The 21,279-nt window shown below is 40.3% G+C and carries 23 protein-coding genes; 9 read left to right on the top strand and 14 right to left on the bottom strand.

Going from position 1 to position 21,279, the window contains the following annotated elements:
- Window positions 1-238 precede the first annotated feature (238 nt).
- The gene (locus tag V7K25_RS04995; protein WP_335155634.1) at window positions 239-829 is read left to right on the top strand and encodes a hypothetical protein; all 591 of its coding nucleotides are present in this window, start codon (window positions 239-241) and stop codon (window positions 827-829) included.
- On the opposite strand, the gene V7K25_RS04990 is transcribed toward V7K25_RS04995, so the two are convergent.
- The 4 genes from V7K25_RS04990 to V7K25_RS04975 form a co-directional block, all read right to left on the bottom strand.
- Window positions 812-1,789 carry a hypothetical protein gene (locus V7K25_RS04990; protein ID WP_335155632.1) on the bottom strand — a complete coding sequence of 326 codons (978 nt, stop codon included), beginning with the start codon at window positions 1,787-1,789 and terminating at the stop codon, window positions 812-814. The genes V7K25_RS04995 and V7K25_RS04990 overlap by 18 nt on opposite strands.
- A 225-nt stretch (window positions 1,790-2,014) precedes the next feature.
- Complete coding sequence (locus V7K25_RS04985; RefSeq protein WP_335155630.1) at window positions 2,015-3,235, bottom strand: MFS transporter; 1,221 nt, start codon at window positions 3,233-3,235, stop codon at window positions 2,015-2,017.
- Between the two features lie 996 nt (window positions 3,236-4,231).
- The gene (locus V7K25_RS04980) at window positions 4,232-5,041 is read right to left on the bottom strand and encodes a hypothetical protein (protein WP_335155628.1); all 810 of its coding nucleotides are present in this window, start codon (window positions 5,039-5,041) and stop codon (window positions 4,232-4,234) included.
- Between the two features lie 242 nt (window positions 5,042-5,283).
- Complete coding sequence (locus V7K25_RS04975) at window positions 5,284-6,363, bottom strand: calcium-binding protein (RefSeq protein ID WP_335155626.1); 1,080 nt, start codon at window positions 6,361-6,363, stop codon at window positions 5,284-5,286.
- An 804-nt stretch (window positions 6,364-7,167) separates the two neighbouring features.
- On the opposite strand from V7K25_RS04975, the gene V7K25_RS04970 reads away from it, so the two are divergent.
- Both V7K25_RS04970 and V7K25_RS04965 read left to right on the top strand, forming a co-directional pair.
- Window positions 7,168-7,401, top strand: a complete 234-nt coding sequence (locus tag V7K25_RS04970) for a hypothetical protein (protein ID WP_335155624.1) — start codon at window positions 7,168-7,170, stop codon at window positions 7,399-7,401.
- On the top strand, window positions 7,394-7,675 hold the full coding sequence (locus tag V7K25_RS04965) for a hypothetical protein (RefSeq protein ID WP_335155622.1): 282 nt from the start codon (window positions 7,394-7,396) through the stop codon (window positions 7,673-7,675). Before V7K25_RS04970 ends, V7K25_RS04965 begins: the two co-directional genes overlap by 8 nt.
- 223 nt (window positions 7,676-7,898) lie before the next feature.
- On the opposite strand, the gene V7K25_RS04960 is transcribed toward V7K25_RS04965, so the two are convergent.
- The 3 genes from V7K25_RS04960 to V7K25_RS04950 form a co-directional block, all read right to left on the bottom strand.
- On the bottom strand, window positions 7,899-9,116 hold the full coding sequence (locus tag V7K25_RS04960; protein ID WP_335155648.1) for a glycosyltransferase family 4 protein: 1,218 nt from the start codon (window positions 9,114-9,116) through the stop codon (window positions 7,899-7,901).
- 318 nt (window positions 9,117-9,434) lie between these two features.
- Window positions 9,435-10,067: a response regulator transcription factor gene (locus tag V7K25_RS04955; protein ID WP_335155620.1), complete on the bottom strand. Its 633-nt coding sequence runs from the start codon at window positions 10,065-10,067 to the stop codon at window positions 9,435-9,437.
- Window positions 10,064-10,900 carry a S1C family serine protease gene (locus tag V7K25_RS04950; RefSeq protein WP_335155618.1) on the bottom strand — a complete coding sequence of 279 codons (837 nt, stop codon included), beginning with the start codon at window positions 10,898-10,900 and terminating at the stop codon, window positions 10,064-10,066. Before V7K25_RS04950 ends, V7K25_RS04955 begins: the two co-directional genes overlap by 4 nt.
- Window positions 10,901-11,111: 211 nt before the next feature.
- Here V7K25_RS04950 and V7K25_RS04945 point away from each other — a divergent pair, with 211 nt between their 5' ends.
- A complete protein-coding gene (locus V7K25_RS04945; RefSeq protein WP_335155616.1) occupies window positions 11,112-11,579 on the top strand; it encodes a hypothetical protein in 468 nt (155 codons plus the stop codon).
- A gap of 37 nt (window positions 11,580-11,616) precedes the next feature.
- On the opposite strand, the gene V7K25_RS04940 is transcribed toward V7K25_RS04945, so the two are convergent.
- Window positions 11,617-12,528, bottom strand: coding sequence for a S1C family serine protease (locus V7K25_RS04940; protein WP_335155614.1), 912 nt, complete (start codon window positions 12,526-12,528; stop codon window positions 11,617-11,619).
- 435 nt (window positions 12,529-12,963) lie between these two features.
- Between V7K25_RS04940 and V7K25_RS04935 the strand changes: the two genes are divergently transcribed.
- On the top strand, window positions 12,964-13,818 hold the full coding sequence (locus V7K25_RS04935; protein WP_335155612.1) for a uroporphyrinogen-III synthase: 855 nt from the start codon (window positions 12,964-12,966) through the stop codon (window positions 13,816-13,818).
- A gap of 102 nt (window positions 13,819-13,920) precedes the next feature.
- On the top strand, window positions 13,921-14,217 hold the full coding sequence (locus V7K25_RS04930) for a ferredoxin (protein WP_335155610.1): 297 nt from the start codon (window positions 13,921-13,923) through the stop codon (window positions 14,215-14,217).
- Between the two features lie 288 nt (window positions 14,218-14,505).
- On the opposite strand, the gene V7K25_RS04925 is transcribed toward V7K25_RS04930, so the two are convergent.
- On the bottom strand, window positions 14,506-14,946 hold the full coding sequence (locus tag V7K25_RS04925) for an Hsp20/alpha crystallin family protein (RefSeq protein ID WP_335155608.1): 441 nt from the start codon (window positions 14,944-14,946) through the stop codon (window positions 14,506-14,508).
- Between the two features lie 587 nt (window positions 14,947-15,533).
- Here V7K25_RS04925 and V7K25_RS04920 point away from each other — a divergent pair.
- A complete protein-coding gene (locus V7K25_RS04920) occupies window positions 15,534-15,857 on the top strand; it encodes a DMT family transporter (RefSeq protein ID WP_335155606.1) in 324 nt (107 codons plus the stop codon).
- A gap of 389 nt (window positions 15,858-16,246) precedes the next feature.
- Here the strand turns inward: V7K25_RS04920 and V7K25_RS04915 are convergent, their stop codons facing one another.
- Both V7K25_RS04915 and V7K25_RS04910 read right to left on the bottom strand, forming a co-directional pair.
- Entirely contained in the window at window positions 16,247-17,263 is a 1,017-nt protein-coding gene (locus V7K25_RS04915) for a FecCD family ABC transporter permease (protein ID WP_335155604.1), read from the bottom strand.
- Between the two features lie 175 nt (window positions 17,264-17,438).
- Window positions 17,439-18,062 (bottom strand): 4Fe-4S single cluster domain-containing protein, encoded by a 624-nt coding sequence (locus tag V7K25_RS04910; protein ID WP_100897035.1) that lies wholly within the window; start codon window positions 18,060-18,062, stop codon window positions 17,439-17,441.
- Window positions 18,063-18,241: 179 nt separating this feature from the next.
- On the opposite strand from V7K25_RS04910, the gene V7K25_RS04905 reads away from it, so the two are divergent.
- Both V7K25_RS04905 and V7K25_RS04900 read left to right on the top strand, forming a co-directional pair.
- Window positions 18,242-19,435, top strand: a complete 1,194-nt coding sequence (locus tag V7K25_RS04905) for an NAD(P)/FAD-dependent oxidoreductase (RefSeq protein ID WP_335155601.1) — start codon at window positions 18,242-18,244, stop codon at window positions 19,433-19,435.
- Between the two features lie 171 nt (window positions 19,436-19,606).
- A complete protein-coding gene (locus V7K25_RS04900) occupies window positions 19,607-20,254 on the top strand; it encodes an HAD-IA family hydrolase (protein ID WP_335155599.1) in 648 nt (215 codons plus the stop codon).
- Between the two features lie 196 nt (window positions 20,255-20,450).
- Here the strand turns inward: V7K25_RS04900 and V7K25_RS04895 are convergent, their stop codons facing one another.
- From V7K25_RS04895 to V7K25_RS04885, 3 genes are read right to left on the bottom strand one after another with little or no spacing between them, the layout of a single operon-like run.
- Complete coding sequence (locus V7K25_RS04895) at window positions 20,451-20,588, bottom strand: hypothetical protein (protein ID WP_335155597.1); 138 nt, start codon at window positions 20,586-20,588, stop codon at window positions 20,451-20,453.
- Window positions 20,589-20,609: 21 nt separating this feature from the next.
- Window positions 20,610-20,756 (bottom strand): hypothetical protein, encoded by a 147-nt coding sequence (locus tag V7K25_RS04890; RefSeq protein ID WP_335155595.1) that lies wholly within the window; start codon window positions 20,754-20,756, stop codon window positions 20,610-20,612.
- On the bottom strand, window positions 20,753-21,085 hold the full coding sequence (locus tag V7K25_RS04885) for a DUF433 domain-containing protein (RefSeq protein WP_335155594.1): 333 nt from the start codon (window positions 21,083-21,085) through the stop codon (window positions 20,753-20,755). Before V7K25_RS04885 ends, V7K25_RS04890 begins: the two co-directional genes overlap by 4 nt.
- Window positions 21,086-21,279: the final 194 nt, after the last annotated feature.

Genomic DNA, 21,279 nt, shown 5'->3' with positions numbered 1-21,279 from the left:
TATGATTGATGCGAAATCTACGACGGGCTACGTCTACGCACATCCCGCTGCTTAAGGATTAACTAGGATCATTTTTGTTTGCCTTGCTGGTATACAAGACTTTACAAAAAGATTTGTAATTGAATTTTGCGACGCCGAATAGCCCGTCGTAGACATCGCTTATGTAATAACTGTTTTCATATACAATGAAACAGATGGTAGTAGCAGCAATTCCAAATACTGCTCGGTTAAGCCTCTTTTGGGCATTATAGACAACGATATTTCAAGGGTTTCAGCCTACTTTCTTTCCTTAACCGAGCAGTATTGCGACCACACCTCAAATTCGGAATATTCTTTTTCTCAACTTCCGGGTATAGACGATGAAGTTCAAAAATTAGGTATTAGCCCAGAAAATCTACAAATAATTGTTAAGCAAAATAGTGAGCCTTTTTCCTCGCAAGCTGATAATTGCTTTCGTAATATAATCGATAAAACACTTAATAGTGTTCCTGATTATTATCAACCTCTATTTTACAATTATTTTCTAGAAGTTCCTTTTATTAAATTGAATAATGAAAGATTCTGTTTGCCAGAATCTATATCTTTTACGGAATCTTGTTGGAATCAGATTAGAGGTCTTGTTTCCGAGGATAGTACTAGGAAAAGGTTAGAAGGATTATTGAGTCGTTCATTTGAGGATTATCTTGAAAATACACTTCTTCCCTTTATTATTCCTAATTCTTTTCAAAGAATTACCGAAGTCAAAAATTCTACCTCTAGCAAAGATAAGCGTGCTGATTTTCTCATTGAAACTTCAAGCTCATATATCGTATTACGTCTTGATAGGTAAACGAGAAATTGTCCATAAGATGAGCAAGAAGATTAAGTAAATTACGCCAACTAGCCCAAACTCAATCAGAGGAATATAGGTTACTTCGTAAATTCTGCCCAAGCCGCGTTCAGTCAGTCCATAAACGGTCATTACACTGACTAAAAAGACTCCGTAGATAGTACGTTTAGTCAAGATACTTACAGGTAGACCGTGGAGTTGAGTAAGTACTAAAATACCAAGAAAACCAAAGAGAAATGTTGGCCACTTGCTTTGCCCTAACATCAAAGATACAACAACACTATGTAAAAGCACCGTAATTTCCAAAGTGAATGTCCACCAACGATTTACATGGGTGCGGTTAAATATCAACGACGATTGGAGCAAAAGCAAGAACATATAGAAAAAACCAATCAAGTGCTCCAAAGTCGCTTCCATTGGATGATACCAGAAGGTATAGATAGCGGCGAAGGAGAAAAAGTAGCCGTGGTACAGCTTGATAATTTGCAAAAACTGTTGATGGAATGGAACAGAATTGCCAAAAAACAAACCGCGTCGAGGCGTTTCCAAAATCAGTACGAAGACTAGTAGGAGGACAACCGCACCCTGAGAAGCCCAAATTGAAGTATCTTGAGCTAGAGCATCGTACCAAATATATGTTTGGAGAAAGTGTAAAGCGATGAATGCACCATTAATAGCAAGCATGAGGTAGTTAATCGGGTGCAACGCTGATTTGTATTTCAACTGCGATCGCTGCGCCCACAAGATACACCCCCAGATGCTAAACTGATGCCCAAGGTACATACCCCAAGCCGTCGCTCGACTCCAAAAGGTTGGTTGGGGAAGCTTCCAGTAGTACCAGTTTAATCCTTGGTCAGGAAGTTTGGTGATGCTTGCAGGAATGCTCCCACCTACCCAAATTGCGTAGGTGAGGAGGATGCTTACAAAGATGCCTAAAAATAATACTCGACGACCTGTCATATTAATTCGTAATTCGTAATTATAAAAAAAGGGGGTTAGGAGGGATCTAAAAGTACCTAAAGTTACACTGAAACACTTTTTAAACAACCTCTAATACCTATAGAAATCGGATTTTATTTTTGAAATTATCTACGTGGGCGGAGAGTAGGGAGTAGGGAATAAGGAATTAGGCTTTTTGATCTGTACCAAGCTTTTTCATAAATCAAATATTAGTCCTATAGATTGTTAGGCGATACGTTCTGTGTTTGGTTCAGATGCACTTTTCGTTACTCGCAAACTAAGAGTCAAAGCTACTAGCATTACTAAAAATCCACTCAAAAAAGGAGCAGAACTTCCAAATTTCATAAAACTCAGCCCTGCCCAGGTTGGGCCGCCAATCCGTGCCAACGCAGAGCAAGAACTAGCAATACCTAATATTTGTCCTTGTTCTTCTGGGGCTGTCATTTGGGAAATCAGGCTGTTTAATATTGGTTGACTGACACTAATTCCCCATGCCACAAGTGTAGTGGCAACCAACAATAAAATTAAGCTTTGTGAGAATCCAATTAGCAGTAATCCTAAACCTAACCCTAATATCCCCAAGATAAGTAACTTTATTTCACCGAAGTATTTTTTGAGGAATCCGATCAGTCCTCCTTGAATGATTGTGCTGACAATCCCCATGAAGGCAAAAAGATAACTTGTTTGTTGAGGACCCCAGTTTAATTGCTGCTTTGACCATAAAGCCAATGTAGAGTCCATAGACGCAACAGCAAAGGTAACAAAAAAGTAGATGCCAGCAAGGATACAGAACTGGGGACGCTGTGACAACTGTAGCCAGTTCAGCCGTCGCTGACGGTAGCGATTAGCTTGGATTTTGGCTTTAGTCTCAGAATTTAGAGATTCTGGAAGTAATATCAAAGCACAAAGCAATGCTAATAAAGATAATCCGGCTGCGAACAACGATGGTAGATGAAAGTTAGCGTTGTCTCGATCTGACCCGATTAGAAGACCTCCAATTGCTGGGCCGAGAATGAAACCAAGACCAAAAGCTGCTCCGATTATGCCCATGCCACGAGATCGATTAGCTGGCGTGGTAACATCTGCTATGTACGCCTGAGCAGTAGCAATATTCCCTGCCATAATCCCGGCAAGACTACGAGCGATAAACAAAATCCATAATGAGTTGGCAAAGCCTAACCCAGTGTATGCAATTACAGAACCTAATAAAGTAAGTAACAAAATCGGACGACGACCGTAGCGATCGCTAAATTTACCCCATAATGGTGCAAATAAGAACTGCATTAAAGAATAAATAGCTACAAGTAGTGTCGCTTCATCAGGTTTTGCGCCGAATTGTTCAGCATACAAAGGCAGTATCGGCAGGATAATTCCGAAGCCGAGCAAGTCTATAAATACAGTCAAAAATAAGACGAATATAGCCCTGCTATTATTTTTATTCTCCATAGTAAAATTCATTTTTATAAAAAATATGTCTAACTTTGATTAATTTTATAGACATTCGAGAAGGCTTGATTATAAAACAATACAGTTCAGTTAAGCATTTATTTCTTCTCTAAGTGCCCTCTACACCTCTGTGGTTTGTTAAAAAACTTGACTTTGCCAAAAGGTTTTAGCCTTAACTGAACCGTATTGGATTATAAAAACCTATTGAACGCAATCAGTAATCATCTCAAACAATATGATTGAATTTGAGTGTGGTTGAGCAAAATAGCATGAAACAAACCCACTAGAAAAATTAAGCCAATAATACTACTAATAAAAGCAACTATAATCTCGTGCTTCCGTATAGCTTTTTGTATCTTAGCGTCTATGATGTATTCTAATTCTTTGTATGACATTTACTTTAATTTTGCTAGAAATAAGAATTATGTGAACTTTACGCCTGAATGAAGTTTAAGTATTTCCAAAAAATTAAGCTTATTCAATGAGAAATTATTTCGACGCTTCCACAGCATCGAAATAATTTCTTATTGATAATAATACTCGCCTTCGGCGAGAAACAAGCTACGTAATTGTTAACTACAATCACTGTTAGGCGATTTCCGGAAATAAATTATCTAATATCCCGATTAAATTAGTTCTCATTCTCTATTGACAATACGGTTCAGATAAGCACTCTTCACCTAAGAGTGTGATCTGAGAAAAGGGGTGCATGTTTAAAGTTACCCTTTTCCCTTAAGCAAACTGTATTCTACTGGAAAAAGGGCTGTTTTAACTGATCTGGTAATTTCTTATTCAGAAATGTTTTGGCTGAGGATTCATCACTGATAACGACGCGAGAAAGCGAGTTTGCATAGCCCTATAAGGATCTTGCTAGCTAGAACCTCTTGTAGATAGCATTTTCCAGACCACTCAATCAAAGATTTTGGTAGGGGCTGCTATACCCTTTTCAATTAAAAATTACCTAACTTGCTTATCACTGGAGGCGAGTATTACGAATTAGGAATTATTTAACCAATGGCGTTGGCGTAGTTTTAAAACAACACCTGAAATACCAAAAACTAATATTGCTAAGGTCAAATTTGGTTCAGGAGCTGCAACAATACTTACCTGATTAATAGCCAAGGCGTATTGTGGAGCAGAACTGCTAAAAACGAGTCGTGAGATGTTGGCAGTGTCACTACGAACCCCCAAGAATACTGCCGAGTTATCTAATGCTAGCGACGAAGTACTGGGAACTGAGAAACTACCCAACAAGTTATTGCTGCTATCAAAAGCGTTGATAAAAGTTTCAACTTCTAAATTACTAATATCTACAGCTATCTGAGTACCAGCGCCATAAACTGGCTGGGCAAAACTAATGCTCAAAGGTTCTCCGTTGCCCTGAGTCCGAGGATCGGAAGAACCAGGAGGAAGAGGTTGAAAACCTGCTGGGTTTATACCTCCAAAGAGAATAAAATCTCCTTGAGCGAAGTTAGTCCGAATGCCAGGTGGAGGTAACGTTTGAAAGATAAACGGTGGAGTAATCTGAGGATTTTTAGCTGGAGTTATATTTACATCTAAGCCTAAACCACCTTGGGATGTTACTGAAAAAGAGTTAGGTAAAAAAACAGAAAAGTCAGGCGCAGAGGGATTGAATACTTTACCTAAACTTCCCCAATCAACTTGATCGTTACCTCCTAAAAGAGCGCGTTCATTTACTAAAAATGTAGCTGCTTTAACTGGTAATGGGAGAACCGTTATTATTAGTGTAATTACTGGTAAATATTTAACAGATAACTTGAAGAATTGATGTATCGTAAATGCCACAAGGTTTTCTCCTAATTTTTGTAGAATAATATCATTAAAATGGAATAATTCAACATCTAGGAGAGGCAGTGCGTTACTCTAGTCGAAAGAGTTAAAGCAACTGCCCTGTTCAATGATTATGTTGCAAAAACTTTTTGAGGGCTAGCTAGCCAGAACTGATACAATTCATATTTTTATCAGCCCAACCTCTTTTTTTGCAACAAAACTTTTAACTTGTCATTGAGTTATGAATTTTAGTAATTTTATACCAACTTAATACTCAAATTGGCTGAGAGATTTTCAACAAAGGCAAATTGATTTCCTAAAAAAGACAAGTTACCGGTAGAACTGTCATAAGAAAAGTCACTACTTTTAGTAGTACCAAACCCTACTTTAGAAACTTCAATTAGATCCCTCTGACCAAAGTTATAATCTTTGATGGTGTCAATACCGTCTTTGAGGCTGTTGAAGATAAACTTATCTGCACCTAAGCCACCTGTGAGAATATCGTTACCTTCTCCACCGATGATGGTGTCATTACCCAAGCCACCGGAGATAGTGTCATTGCCAGCATTACCGACTAATCGGTTATTTTGCTTATCGCCAGTAATGCTGTCAGCCTCATTTGTACCGATAACATTGTCAAAGTTGACTACATTGAAGGTTAATGTTCCCAAACCAGGAACGTTATTGGCAGAGATAGTTTGGGCTTCTAGGTTAGCGGTGGCAGATACCCCAGGCAAAGATTCAGACGCATCTATGGTGTTATTGGAAACACCAGCGTCAGCAATCACCTTATCTACTTTAAAGAGTTGGTCTGTTCCAAACCCACCAGCTTTGGTAATTGTCCCTACACCTGAGAGGGTGATGGCTTTACCTAGTTTGCTGTAGTCTGCTTTATCAAAACCATCTCCTCCATTGATGCTGTCGTTACCCCGACTGCCCTTGAAGGTGTCATCGCCTGTACCGCCTATTAATGTGTCATTGCCTGCACCGCCTATTAATGTGTCATTACCTGCACCACCGTCAATTAGGTCATTGCCATTTCCACCATCGATTACATCATTTCCTAGACCACCGGAGATATTGTCATTGCCTCCACGACCAGAAATTTGATCGTTACCATCAGTGCCCGACAAAAAATCATTGTTAGGAGTTCCAACAATAGTGGACGTAGTATCTACCTTATTTCCAGTCAACTTGTCATTGCCATCTCCACTATCGATTACATCATTTCCCAGGCCAAGGGAGACATTGACATTGCCTGTATTAACAAAAATCTGATTGTCAGTATTAGCGATGGACAAAAAAGCATCGTTAGGAGTTCCAACAATAATGGACATAATATATACCTTTCTAATTTTTTAGAGCAAATACATTTGATCGTTGTAATACTTGCATAATACAAGGCATGGAATTATAAATTTCTGATGAAGTTATCTTGAAGATAATTAATGTTGTTTTATATATCCGATTAACGAAAGATGTATAAGGATTCAGGTTTCTCAAAAATTCATTATTGTGTCGGAAATATTGAGAAGTAATAACATTCTGACTTATGTTATTTACAAAAATAATATTTTGTGCATAAAGCCAACAAGTCGTTTCAGCCTTTTGCTAATCACTCTTTGTTAATTGTTTGGGCATAATCTTCGATAGGTATCGCCAAAAGATAATTAAAAAAATCTAATTGGCATTTATTTTGTACGGCTTATTATTTTTGAAGTATTCATATTTAATTTTAGTGAGCGATCGCTTTAAAATTTACCCATTGACAAGAAATACTAAATATGAATAAGGTTAAAAACTACATTTTTCGTAAGGGTACAGCCGCAGGTAAGATAATTAAGAAAAGCCTGAAACGACCTATGCATCATCAATTCAGATTACGATGTATTTGTACAGTACGTGAATCAGAAGCTGTATTATTTAGAACAAGTTCATGTAGCAATACTATTTAAAGGGTACTTCAACGTCTTTTACGCAAACAGCGATCGCATCTCAGACTTATTTGCATAATTTCAGATACATTACCGCAAATGCGCTGATACTTTATTTTCGCCTCTTCATAAAATCCGCAAAAACACCGTTACGCTATTTGAACTTGTGATCAAAACTTAGAGCATCCAGTTTATTAGGGCGTGTTTATGACCAACCCTGTAAAGACGGTTATCCAAGTCAATCTGGAGATGGCTCTAGAAGTAGCTCATGAATTGGAGCTTGCTCCATCCACTCAACTCAGTGCTTATTGTTTGGAAATTTTGCGGGAGATAGGATGTACTGGTAGTGAACTCCCACTCAATTTACAAACTCGCGATCAGCAACTAAATTTTATCACAGGCTTTGCGTCTTATGCTTTTGGGGAGGTACAAAATGTATAAAGCATTAATTGAAGATATATTTTCCGATCCAGAAGAGGTAGAAGAAACTACTTTTCCTGCCACAGATAAAGATTTGTTAATTTTAACAGAAAAATTTTTAGGGTTTGAAATTCCTTCAAAGGTTTTCTTACAAGCGATAGCCATTGCTGATTACGATGGTGCAGCTGCTTTTCGCTACGTTGATAATTATTTAACTACTCTCAAAAATAAAAAGAAATGTAAGCATAAGAAATTACTTGTGTTAGGTGCTTCAACTAAATACGACAATAATTGATGTGTTTCTTTACAGGCTAACCTTGAACCAATCCAACTTAGATAAGATAATTTGTACAGCCGATGTAGAAACATTGTATTGCAACGTCTCTCCACATATCTCTCCCACACCGACAAAAAAGCACAATTAGAATTTATCTAGAAGCTAGTGGTGGGATCTCTATTAAATTAAGCATTTTTATGTGTGTGCTAATTACGTTAAAGTAGCTAATTACAAATTAGTATTAATCTCTTTTAAGACACACTTGTTCATAACTTTTACCAGCAATATCCCAAGTGAATTCTGTTTCTACTAGTTGTCTGCCGTTGTGAGACAATTCTGAACGCAGATGTGGATCTTCAAATAGTTGACTAATAGCGGTGATGTACTCTGCGGATTTATTTGCTCGTAATGCCCGTAATGGATGACTAGCAGCATCTACGGCTAATCCTTCTAAGCCGCGATCGCTAGCTACTATCGGTACACCAGCTGCCATTGCCTCTAAAGTTTTATTTTTAATGCCAAACCCAGTCCGCATGGAGACAACGCAAATGGTAGATTGATGTAAGTACTCTACCATCGAAGGCACACGTCCAATTACATTAATTCCTGGTTTTTGAGCAAGTGCTAAAACTTCTGACACCGGATGAGAACCGACTATATCAAAAGTTGCATCAGGATACAATTTTTGGATTTCTGGCAAAACTTCGTTGCTGAAAAAGCAGACAGCATCAATGTTTGCTAAATTATCCATTGCACCGATAAAAATTAAACGGTGTCCACCTGGATCGGTGGTACGGTTGGGGAAAGAAACTAAATCTACGCCATTAGGAATAACTGTAATTTCACTATTGGGATTAAACTCTTGTAGTTGAATTTTATCTTCTTCTGTTGTCGCAACAATTGCTGAAAATTTAGCACAGTAGTTTTGCTCATAACGCCGCAAAAGTGGCAGATTAATTTTGTCTCTGAATGAATTTTCTGAAATTCCTGTTGCTAATTGGTTTCGACAAGTAGCGTAAACTGAACTATGAATATTAACTATAGTTTTTACTTGTTTGGGAAAATGCGATCGCACATAAATTTCATTGACGCTATGTTCGCAGGTAATTACATCACATTTTCCTGCTTCCACCCAGTTATTAATCCATGTTTGCATCTCAACTGAGTAGCGATTAAGTACGCTTGGTGGTGTTCCCTGTTGCAAAAATTTACCAAATCGCTGTATTTTCTTCAATATTCCGGTAGTTTGAGAATCTGGCGGGCGTTCAAAAATGGCTAGATGATCCACACAATCGCGTAATCCTGCTACTTCTGCGTCTGTAACATCACCCTCGCGTTGAGTCGCCAGGGTAATACTATGGCGTTGACTGAGGTATTTAAGTAAGTTAAATGTCCTGACTTGGGTTCCCCCGCGCGTTGGTGGGTAGGGAAAGGTGGAAGAGAGCATTAAAATGTTCATAGTCATGCATCAAATGTGATACATATACCATCACCTCATTGGAGGCTGTATGTCATTAGTAGCCTCCTTTAAAAATGTTCCCCTTTTTAAGGCAGGGCTATTTCATTCTCATCTAGTCCGCCTCAGAATGAATTCTGAGTCTAATAGCGAAATTCGTCTAAATACGACTGAGAAAAGGTTATAGTCCGTTAAAACGGACTTTAGCTAAAAGCCAAAGAACTTCAGTTCTGGGCGGTTTCATTTCTAGAACGAAATAGCCCTACTTTTTAAGGGAGTTGGAGAATCTGAGTGCGTAAGTCCGATGATAATGACTACAAATCACAGCATAATCAAACCCAATCTGACACCCACAGCAACAGCCTCGGTGCGGCTGGAGACACTGAGCTTTTGAAAAATGGATGAGAGATGAAATTTGACGGTATGCTCCGAAATGTGTAAGCTTTTAGCGATCGCTTTATTCCCCAACCCAGAACCAAGCATACCTAAAACCTCTATCTCGCGTGGTGTCAAGGTTTGTATGGGATTTGCCACCACTTTTTCCCGGATAGACAGTAATTCTATAGCATCCGGGTGCAGCACCACCAAACCAAAAGCGATCGCCTCCACAGCAGCAACAATTTCTGACTCTGTGCTAGTACTGGGCAATATCCCCCGAATACCAGAACGTAACCCCGTCTCTAAATCAATGCTGTCAAGTTCCTCAACAATGACGATCATTCCTAATGGATATTGTTGTTCTTGAATAACCAGCAATTTTTCCCACACCGATTGTTGAAGATTTCCACTCAAATCTACCAGCACCACATCTGGTTGTAATTGCCCAACTTCCCTAGCCAATACATCCAAATCGGATGCACTTCCCACAACCATTAGCCGCGGATTGGTAGTTACCACAGCTGATAACCCTGCCCGCACAACAGGGGAAGTGGCAACTACCATCACTCGGATCATGTCGCCTCCACAGCAGTTTTACCAGACTGCACGTCAACATAAATTACGAATTGCTTCCCACTGCGTAGGAGTTGTAGCGGCACAGAACCTTTACTCTCATGGAGATATTTAGTTAAATCATTCATGCTAGTAAATAATCGCCCCGAAACTCCAATTAAAACATCGCCGATTTGTACACCAGCAATTTCTGCTGCACTGTTAGGTAAGATTGACAACACCAATAAACCCAAGCTACGCCTACTTAAAAGCACAGGTTGCAGTGTAACTCCCAGTTGCGGACGACTATTTCCCTGTAAGAAACGCTCAACGGTATTGCTGGGAACTGCCACAGCTAAACCATTAACAATCATCGTATTAATTCCCACGACTCGGCCTTGACAATCGGCAAGTGGCCCCCCAGAGTTTCCAGGATATAGCTGCAAATCAGCCATAACAGCCCGTGGATTATTTGCATAGATAATTCCAGTTGTCACAGCACCACTGTCAGCAAAGGGATTACCCACCGCTAAGACTAATTCACCCACTCGTAGCACCTCAGAATTACCAATAGTTGCAGCAGTTAAATTAGTGGCGACAATTTTTAGGGCTGCTAAATCCTGCTGTGGATCAAATTGTGTACGCACTGCATCAAATACCCTTCCATCTGCCAATTCCACAGTTGCACGGTTGCTGGTTGCAACATGAGCATTAGTAATAATTAGTCCGTCAGATTGCCAAATTACACCAGAACCGACTCCCAGAGAGCCGCTTTTCACTTTGACAGTGCAATCGCGTAGTTTAGCAGCTACCTCTGTTAATTCAGCAGCGATGTTAGTTAATGTTGTGTTTGCCATGTTAGATCGTGTTTGGGTAATTAGTTATGATTCCATAGTCATTGCACCCCTCCCCGCCTGCGAGGAGGGGAGACAAAGCGCAGCTTTGGCGGGGTGGGGTTCTTCGGTTTAATAAGTAATCAAGCGGACATGATGTTATACAATTTTTTCTCATATCAAAATAGAATCTGTTGGCTGACAATAGTTTTTAGTCGGGTTGGGATAATTGAGAATGCTACAAGATATCAATCAACCCAACTTTAGAAAGAAAATTCTGACAGTTCCGAGTTCAGAGGCTCAACGTTCGAGTAAAAAGGTGGAAGTTTCGAGTTCAGAGGCTCAACGTTCGAGCAAAAAGGTGGAAGTTTCGAGTTCAGAAGCTCAACGTCCGAGTAAAAAGGTGGAAGTTCCGAGTTCAGAAGCTCAACGTCCGAGCAAAAAGGTGGAAGTTCCGAGTTCAGAGGCTCAACATCCGAGCAAAAAGGTGGAAGTTCCGAGTTCAGAGGCTCAACATCCGAGCAAAAAGGTGGAAGTTCCGAGTTCAGAAGCTCAACGTCCGAGCAAAAAGGTGGAAGTTCCGAGTTCAGAGGCTCAACGTCCGAGCAAAAAGGTGGAAGTTCCGAGTTCAGAGGCTCAACGTCCGAGCAAAAAGGTGGAAGTTCCGAGTTCAGAGGCTCGAATGAATAGAAAATTTAGATAAATCTTGACACAGCTAGTTAAACCCATCCCAAATTGGATTATTCTTCCTTAGTAGGCCGTTCGCCAACTGCGATCGCTAACTCAACTAACACTCCACCCCGGACAACTTGCAGGTTGACAGTTTTACCAATGCGATCGCTACTATTGAGCAGCGCTAGTACATCACCTGTATCGCCCACAGTTACGCCATCAAACGTTACCAAAACATCGCCAAGCAACACACCTGCATTGTCAGCAGGCCCGGAAGACTCAACATTAACGACAATTACCCCAGTTGCAGAAGTTAAATTGAGAGCAGTTTTCAGGTTCTTAGGTAAGCGTACAGGTTGCATTCCCACACCCAAGTAACCTTTTGAAATGCGTCCTTTTGCTACTAATTGGTCAACCACGCGATCGATTGTAGCAGTGGGAATAGTTAGAGCAGTACCACGCCGCCCTGATGTATTCATGCCTACAACAAAACCAGCAGCATCTACAAGCGGCCCGCCTGCAAAGCCAGAGTAAAGGGTGATGTCTGGGCGGATGAATTGGTCAATATTTCCGCCATTCATACTCCGCCAAGCACCGCTAACCATACTTACCGCACCCATCGCCGCCCTTAAATCACCTTCGCTACCTCTTGCCAGTCCTAGTACCAGATGACCAACTTTGAGCGTTTTGGCATCGCCAACTTTTGCTACAGGTATTTCTAGATTTTCTAGCTTAAAAACAGCGATATCAGTGCTTGAGTCATGACCGATGAGTGTTACTGGTGCAGTACTACCATTTGATAAAGTGATGGTGATGTCGTCATAGCGCTGGAGCGACTCATCAGAGGTAACAATGATGCCATTACGCCAGTGAATGCCACTTGGGGAAACACGATTACCAGCATTTACAGCAACCACAGCACTTCCAGCTTGTTCTACGGTATCAGCTAAACTGTTGGATAAAGCCAGTAATGAAGACATAAGATTTTTGTGCCAACTTTCTTAGATGTTCATATCGTCCCGTTTTATCAACCCAGATGACATCGGAAAAATGGGGAGAATTCATCCTAGAAAAATGGCTAGTAGCCCCTTTGGGGAAGTCAAAAGTCAAAAATCAAAGTACTTTCTAGTACAGACACGATTAATCGCGTCTGTACCTACCCAAAGAAATTCAAAAATTAAATCGGATTGATATACAAGATTTGAAGCCATGTGCGTGGCTATCCTTCGTGAAAGGGAAAATCTCAGTCCGCTTGAGTGGACTTGAGCTATTAGCCTTGGAATTTATTCCCAGGCGGAATATGGGTCAACACGACACTTTGACTATTACAGAAATGTCGGCAAAATATCACAAACACTAAGCGTATTGCATTCTAAGCTTGAATAGCAATGAAATGGCAGATAAACAATAAACAAATGCACACCCAATCAAGAGAAATCAACCTGCTGACTCCATCTAGAGAATTACCTCTATATGGCAAGAGAATTTTAGTCACAGCACCGAGAAATTATGCTTATAGGTTATCTGAACAAATCATCAGAAAAGGTGGTTTACCTGTTTTCATGCCTACGATCGAAACCTGCTATTTATCAAACTATGCTAAGTTAGATACTGCTCTTAACCACATAAGTGAATTTGATTGGATTATCTTCACAAGTAGAAATGGCATCACTGCATTTTTTCACCGAATGACTGATTTAAATATTCCTGTATCTGTGGTGCAAAAATGTCAATTATGTGCTTTAGGAAAAGACGCAGAAAGTTTATTATCTTTTTGTAACAAAATAGATTTAATTCCCACAGAATCTAGCCCAGCCGGAATTGTGGCTGAATTAGCGAAACTCCCGCAAATTAACAAGAAAAAAGTGCTGATCCCGGCTCCAGAAGTTGTTGGTTTGCCTGAGCCTGATGTTGTACCCAATTTGATTACAGATTTGCAGCAATTGGGTATAGAAGTAACTCGCGTACCCACATATATTACACAGGGCTTAAACACAAGTATCTACAGTGTTGAATTAAATCTGATTCGTCAAGGAATAATCGATGTAATTGCCTTTAGTAGCACGGCGGAAGTAGAAAGCTTTTTAACAATGGTCAACTCCCAAAGCGATTATGAGGGCTGTATAATTGCATGTTTTGGCCCTTATACAACTGCTAATGCGCGAAAATTGGGTGTGAATGTTTCCATCGTGGCTAAGGATTATAGTTCATTTGAGGGATTTGCTGAAGCGATCGCAGAATTTTTTACTCTCACTTCCAATTCTCATTAAGCGCTTAAGGATGTAAATAAATCAACCACATTTAACTCTAGACTAGCAGCACATAAACCCGTAGTATCGAATATGGAGTTTATATGAGTTAGGGATTGTTACATGGCAACTTATAAAGTTACATTAAAGACCCCAGACGGCGAACAAGTAATTGACGTTCCTGATGATGACTACATCTTAGAGATCGCTAACGAGGAATACGAGCTTGACTTGCCTTATTCCTGTAACGCTGGTTCTTGCTCTACCTGCACCGGAAAGCTGATTTCAGGTACAGTTGACCAATCAGATCAGAACTTCTTAGACAACGATCAAATGGACGCGGGATTTGTCCTCACCTGCGTTGCCAGGCCCACTTCTGATTGCGTCATCCAAACCCATCAAGAAGAAGAGCTTAACTAAGAAATGTGGATTTAATAAAGAGCAAGTTTAGTAGGGGAAGCAGGATGAGCGGTGGAAGCCACCCATCATAACTGCCGTTGTGTTAGGACATTTGTCCTAACACACCTAAAATCTCAAATGGTAGGTTACCATAGGCGATAACACACTCTAAAAGATTTAAAATTTTGCACTTTCCTATAAATCTATATAGGCTGAGTAATTCACACTAAAAAGCGCTCTCCAAAAGGGGAGCGTTTTTTAATTTAGTTTAATAGATAGCTAGCAGATATAAAGCTGAAATTAGCCAGATCATGCTAGATTAACTTTGACAACTTTATTCTTTTCTTCTTCAGCTTTGGGTAGCGTCAGGTTCAAGATGCCATCTTTGTAATTTGCTGTAACATTGGTATTTTGAATCCGAGCAGGTAAAGGAATTACACGTTGGAATTTACCATAGTGGAATTCGCTTTTAATCGCACCTTTATCTTCAGATTTTACTTCAGACTTCCGCTCACCACTCAGGTAAACAGCTTTTTCTGTAACTTGCAAATCTAAGTCTTTAGCTTCAATCCCCGGAAGTTCTAGCAACAGAAAAATTGCATCTTCGGTTTCTTTTAACTCAGCAGCTGGAACTCTGGATAAGCCTCTATCCAAAAATGCAGTTGGCAAAGTATCTTCATCAAATAAGCGATTGATTTGGCGTTGTATTACGTTAAATTCTTGCCAGGGGTTCAAACGTACTAATGTCATATCTCTACTTCGGATAACCAGTATATTTGCTGTTTAAGGATTGAAGGATTTGATTCCTTTCTTTGTTCTCATGGTATTTAAAAATAAGAGTAGGGTAAATTCGGTTTTTATCACCTGAGTAATGATGATTACCGATCCAAGAATTTCTTTACTTTAAATGTACGGTAAACTGAACTATTGGGGTTCGGTAAGTTCGGCAAAAGCAGACTTAAAATATAGCAATTCTATTTAAAATGTTGCTAGAACTGTGACCCGCACCCCTGCTATTAAAGGTTATTGGAAAAGTATTTCGCTGTGACTTTAGGTAATCCAAAAATTTTAATACTGACAAGAAGACTATTAAAATATCCTCTTAGAAGATGTTTGAAAAGTGGTATGTTGTAATTTTAATCGAATTATTATCCCCCTTAATCCCTCCGATATATTGGGTGGAAACTTTCAAACATCCTCTTAAAGCTTGCAATGCGTAGCGTATCCTACAAATTTTTAGTAGATTCACGCGAATAATGATCATAACTCTGTTGTAGCTTTTTTATTTCACAGAGATAAGATAATAAGAGATTACTCACAAACTGCTGATAATATATATGTTAACAAGTTGGATTTACCTTATCGCCGCAATCCTCTTTGAAGTTTCAGGCACAACTTGTATGAAGTTATCGCAAGGATTTACTAAAATAGGCCCTTCTATATTAATAGCGGTCTTTTATGGGCTTTGTTTTACTTGTTTGACCTTTGCTCTCAAGAAACTTGAAGTGAGTGTGGCTTATTCTGTCTGGGCTGGATTGGGAACTGTCTTAATTGCTATTATTGGTATTATCTGGTTTCGTGAATCCGCCACATTTATTAAACTCATTTCCATCGGCTTAATAATCATGGGGGTAATTGGCATAAATGCAAGTGGGGGATAGGCGTTAGGCGGTTCAGGTATCATTGAGTTTACTAAAACATGCCACTAAAAAATCCACTTTTCGCTACCTTACATGTGAAAGCTGCAAAAGTTAATTTTGCAAACAACAAATATTAATTTTTGTCACAATTATTGATTTTAAAATAATTTAATGTATAATTACAAGCAAGTAAAAATAAATTAATTTAAAAATGAAACTGTAAAATCTTGAAACAAGAAAAATAACTCTTTAAGCGGACATTATATTTAGATATTGCCTCAAATAAAAAAGACCTTATCTATGTTAAAATACATAAGGTAAATAAACCAAAACTGATCATTCTGCTTGTTGCTGTTGTATTGAATACACCAGCAATTTTTATGGTTAAGCGAGCATGACATGATATTAGTTCAAAATTTATTAAACCCAGCAGAACGACGATAAAGTAACCAGATAAATAGCGGTGAACCTAGCAAGGCAGTGACAGAGCCTACTGGTAGTTCAACTGCTCCTAGTCTAGATAGTAAATCTGCAAAAGTAAGTAACCATGCACCTGCAAGGGCGGAAAGTGGCAAGACAAAGCGATGATCTGTACCAACAATGAGACGAACACCGTGAGGGACAACAAGACCAATAAATCCAATCAAGCCACTGATGCTAACTGCACCTGCGGCTAATAAAGTGGCGACACCACCAATTAACAGGCGCGATCGCGTCAACGAAACCCCCAAACCCACAGCCAAATCATCCCCCAAAGCCAGCACATTTACCGATCGCGCCAGCAAGCATCCTCCTAGCAATGCAACGATGATGTAAGGGCCAGCTGTCGCAATTTCTTGCCAACCCCTTCCGTTAAGGCTACCAACCAACCAACTGAGCGCAATTTGAATTTGACCATCTTCAGCTAAAAGCAGCAACGTACTTTGTACAGCGCCTAATAAAGAACTTACCGCCACTCCGCCTAAAATCAACCGCTCAACAGAAATTCCCGACCCCGCACGACCGAGCAAAATAACGATCGCAGAAGTTAAAATTGCTCCCATCCACGCTGCTAAAGGAATTGCGATCGGGAATATTTGCCACACAATCATCAGAATTACAATTAATCCTGCACCTGCTGAAATCCCCAAAATAAATGGATCAGCAAGACTATTGCGTAACATCCCTTGCAGTAATGCTCCTGACATTCCCAAAGCTGCGCCGACAATCAGAGCAGCAGTAATGCGTGGGAGACGCAAATCCCAGAGAATTGTCTGTTTAACCGGATCGCCTTCGCGGAGTATGGCTTGCCAAAATTCCGACATACTTAAAGCTACTGCTCCTTGAGAAAGCGACAGCGCTAGCGTTACTACCAGTGCTGCACTCAGGAGTAAAACAGCCCAAAGTACCCGGTGTTCAGTAAAAATTGTCTGAAATGGTTTAGTCAAATTTAGATATGTATTTTTTTTAATATAATCTGTCTCAAACACAGATGCATTGGACATTGGCCACAAGGGAAGGAGAGTTAAAAGTTGAACGTTGAGCCTCAGAAGGTCAACGTCGAGCCTCAGAAGGTCAACTTTTAAGTTTTAATTTTCTATTCCCAATGCCCACAATACATCACTACGTCAATTCCAAACCACCTTGGTAGCCAGTAACAATGCGGCCACCATCCTTGAGAATGTGGATTTCTATCTGATCGCTAGCCCAGGTAATCTGGTCTTGGAAAGCCGGGTTTAAAACACGAACCCGTTGATTGCTAGAAGAAACTGGAGAGTTGGGAGAATTAATTGCCAGAGATTGTACAAAAGGTCCGTCAATCAAAATATCAAGTTGTTCTAACAAAGCTTGGGAACCTGGCGGTGCTGATTGAGACTGTAGTTGCTTGAGAGTGAACCCAGTAAAAGACATTACATTTAACCCAGCAGCTTTTACTTTACGAGCTAAAGACGCTAGTGCAGTTGCTTGCCAAAAGGGTTCTCCACCAGAGAACGTTACACCCGTGTTGTGGGGATTGCTGAGAATATTCTCGGCAAGGGTATCAACAGCAATCAATTGGTTAGCTTCAAAAGACCAAGAGTTAGTATTAAAGCAGCCAGGACACTCACGCAGACAACCTTGTACCCAGATGACTGCACGACAACCAGGGCCATTAACTTCTGACTGATCAACGTAACCCATAATGTTGAGATAGCCAGGGGGAATTTCCATGAGTGCTAGCGATGGGTCAGTTGGCTTAATTTCCATCTCTTTAACTCCTTTTAGCCGTTGCCTGTTAACCGTTAACTATAGCGAATCTCCAGTTATATAACCGTGACTAATGACTAATGTCTCAAAAACTTTATGGGATTTTGAAAAGTCCGCTTTAACTTACTAGACTGAAGTTAGTTGCCCAGCTAGCATTGACCGTCCCATAGATAGAAACGATGACTCAACAAACTTCTAGAATTTGTATCCTTGGCGGAGGCTTTGGTGGTCTCTACACAGCCTTGCGCTTAAGCCAGTTACCTTGGGAGTCTACGCAAAAACCCGAAATTGTTCTGGTGGATCAAAGCGATCGCTTCCTATTCTCTCCTTTACTTTACGAATTACTCACTGGCGAACTGCAAACCTGGGAAATTGCCCCACCGTTTGAAGAACTTTTACAAGGCACAGGGGTGCGTTTTTATCAAGGGATTGTGTCTGGAATTGATATCGACCAGAAACTGGTAAATGTACATGAAGGGCCAGAAATCCCTTACGATCGCTTAGTGTTGGCACTAGGAGGTGAGACACCACTAGATTTAGTACCTGGTGCAACATCCTACGCCTACCCATTCCGTACAATCTCTGATGTCTATCGTTTGGAAGAACGCCTGCGATTTTTAGAAGAATCGGATGCTGATAAAATTCGGGTGGCAATTATTGGGGCTGGCTACAGTGGTGTAGAGTTAGCCTGTAAGTTAGCCGACAGACTAGGTGAAAAAGGACGCTTTCGGATCGTTGAAATTGCTGACCAAATTTTGCGAACTTCCCCAGAGTTTAACCGGGAAGCAGCAAAGAAAGCAATAGAAGCTCGTGGCGTGTTTATTGATTTAGAAACCAAAGTAGAATCAATAGAGCAAAATTCTATCTCCCTAGAGTACAAAAACCAGTTAGACACGATTCCTGTAGATTTAGTAATTTGGACTGTGGGAACTAGGGTTGCGCCCGTAGTGAAATCTCTTCCTCTCAAGCAAAACCAGCGTGGTCAAATCAGTACTACATCTAATCTACAAGTCCTCGATCATCCAGAAATCTTTGCTTTGGGAGATTTAGCAGACTGTCATGATATTGAAGGACAGCAAGTCCCCGCCACCGCACAAGCAGCTTTTCAACAAGCTGATTATACTGCTTGGAATATCTGGGCAAGTTTGACCAATCGCCCCCTGCTTCCCTTCCGCTATCAACAGTTAGGAGAAATGATGGCACTAGGAATAGACAACGCCACTCTCACTGGTTTGGGAATGAAACTAGATGGCCCCTTGGCATCCGTCGCCCGCCGTGCTGCTTACTTATATAGACTGCCAACTTTAGACCATCAACTCAAAGTTGGTTTTAATTGGCTAGTCCGTCCGATCATAGAAACACTTTCTAAGTAACTTTAAGGTTGGGAATTGGGCATTGAGCATTGGGCATTGGTAAAGAACCAAGGCATTTACGATGATTTGCTTTATTTTCCCTAACTTACTTAGCAGATGCTAGACTCTACCCACAGAAGCTCTTTAACAAGCCAAAATCTAACATTCAACATTCAAAATTTTAAAACTTTGATGGAACAACCGAAAGTTATTTTTTTAGATGCTGTGGGTACACTCTTTGATGTCAAAGGTAGTGTGGGCGAAGTTTATAGTCAGATAGCCCAGGAATTTGGCGTTACAGTTTCAGCCGAAATATTGAATACAGCCTTCATCAAAAGCTTTAAAGCAGCGCCGCCGCCGATATTTCCAGATGCAGAACTGCAAGATATTCCCCAGCGCGAGTTTGATTGGTGGCGGATAATTGGCCTGAACACTTTTGAAAGTGCTGGAGTTCTTAAGGAATTTTCTGACTTTTCGGCTTTTTTTAGCGAACTTTACATCCACTTTGGCACTGCCGAACCCTGGTTTGTCTATCCCGATGTTTTACCAGCTTTAATCAACTGGCGGCGGTTGGGAGTTAGCTTGGGGGTGCTGTCCAATTTTGATTCTCGGATTTACTCAGTATTGCAAGGTTTGGGATTGAGAGAGTTTTTTACCTCCGTTACTATTTCTACGCAGGTACGTGCAGCTAAACCCGATCCTCAAATTTTTGCCATTGCTTTAGATAAACATAAATGTTCCCCAGAGGCAGCATGGCATATTGGCGATAGCGTTGTAGAAGATTATCACGGAGCTAAAGCAGCTGGACTCAGAGGCGTTTGGATAAACCGTGGAAAATGAGGAAGATTCTTTGACACTCCCACGGCTATGAAAACTTCTGTGTTACTCGTTTTCACTTCAAGCTGTGGAATTCTTGGCTGAAGAGTCCACTTACCAAAAGTGGGTTTCTAAATTCATGTTTCAATTCAGCAACGCCAAATTTTTAAAATGGAATCCAATCCAATCTATCAATCCACTCTTCTACCTCAGTCGCTTCTCAAATCAAATAAATTGTTTCTGCCCAAATACTGAGGTTCCCACTGGAACGCAAGCAAACTAGTCCCCAAATATGTCCTCCATCTCTCCAGTGTTCTTCTAGATGTTCGGGCATACTTTTGCGGTTATCTGTAACCAATATTCGTTGGGATAATTCCAGTTAGCGCAAAATATCTGGGTCAAGTGTACCTAATGGCGGTGCTTCGGCATCGCTTACGCGCAGAATATCTATTGCTGGATTGAGGCGCAAAACAGATATCTTCAGCTTGGGCGACAAATTTTCATCAAGGAGAAAGCACACGTTCACCAAGAGTTTAGCGACTCCTGCTCACGTTGCACCTTTAATGCTCTTAAACGTTGCATCAAAGGTGAAGGATTAGCTAATGATTCTTGATAACGCTGTTCTCGCCACTTTGCTAGCCGCAACATATAAGCATCTATTTCACTACGATTATGCAGGTAGTAGGTAAGCGTCGCATAAATTTTCTCCAAATTCAGGGAAGGTAATTCCTCTATAATTTGCTCTGGTGAATATCCTTGCAAGTAATATTGAATCACATTATCAATACTAATGCGATGCCCTTTGATACGGATGTCATCTGGGTCTATAAACTCAAAATAATCTTCTAGTTGCATTCATCTACCTCTTTAGGGTTTTTTAGGATCAATTCGTAATTCGGGCATTGCTGAATTGAAGCATGAATCAGGATGCAGAGACGTAGCAGTGCTAAGTCTCTAAGTAGGTGGGCGGGAAAATTTATAACTATGTAACGAAAATTTAACCAGAGAAATTAGAGTTAAATTTAATACGTCGCGTACTGTAGTTGCCT

It is taken from the genome of Nostoc sp. (assembly GCF_036919495.1).
Taxonomy (GTDB): domain Bacteria; phylum Cyanobacteriota; class Cyanobacteriia; order Cyanobacteriales; family Nostocaceae; genus Nostoc.
The sequence above is the reverse complement of the archived record's forward strand: the minus strand, read 5'-3'. Positions and strand labels throughout refer to the sequence as shown.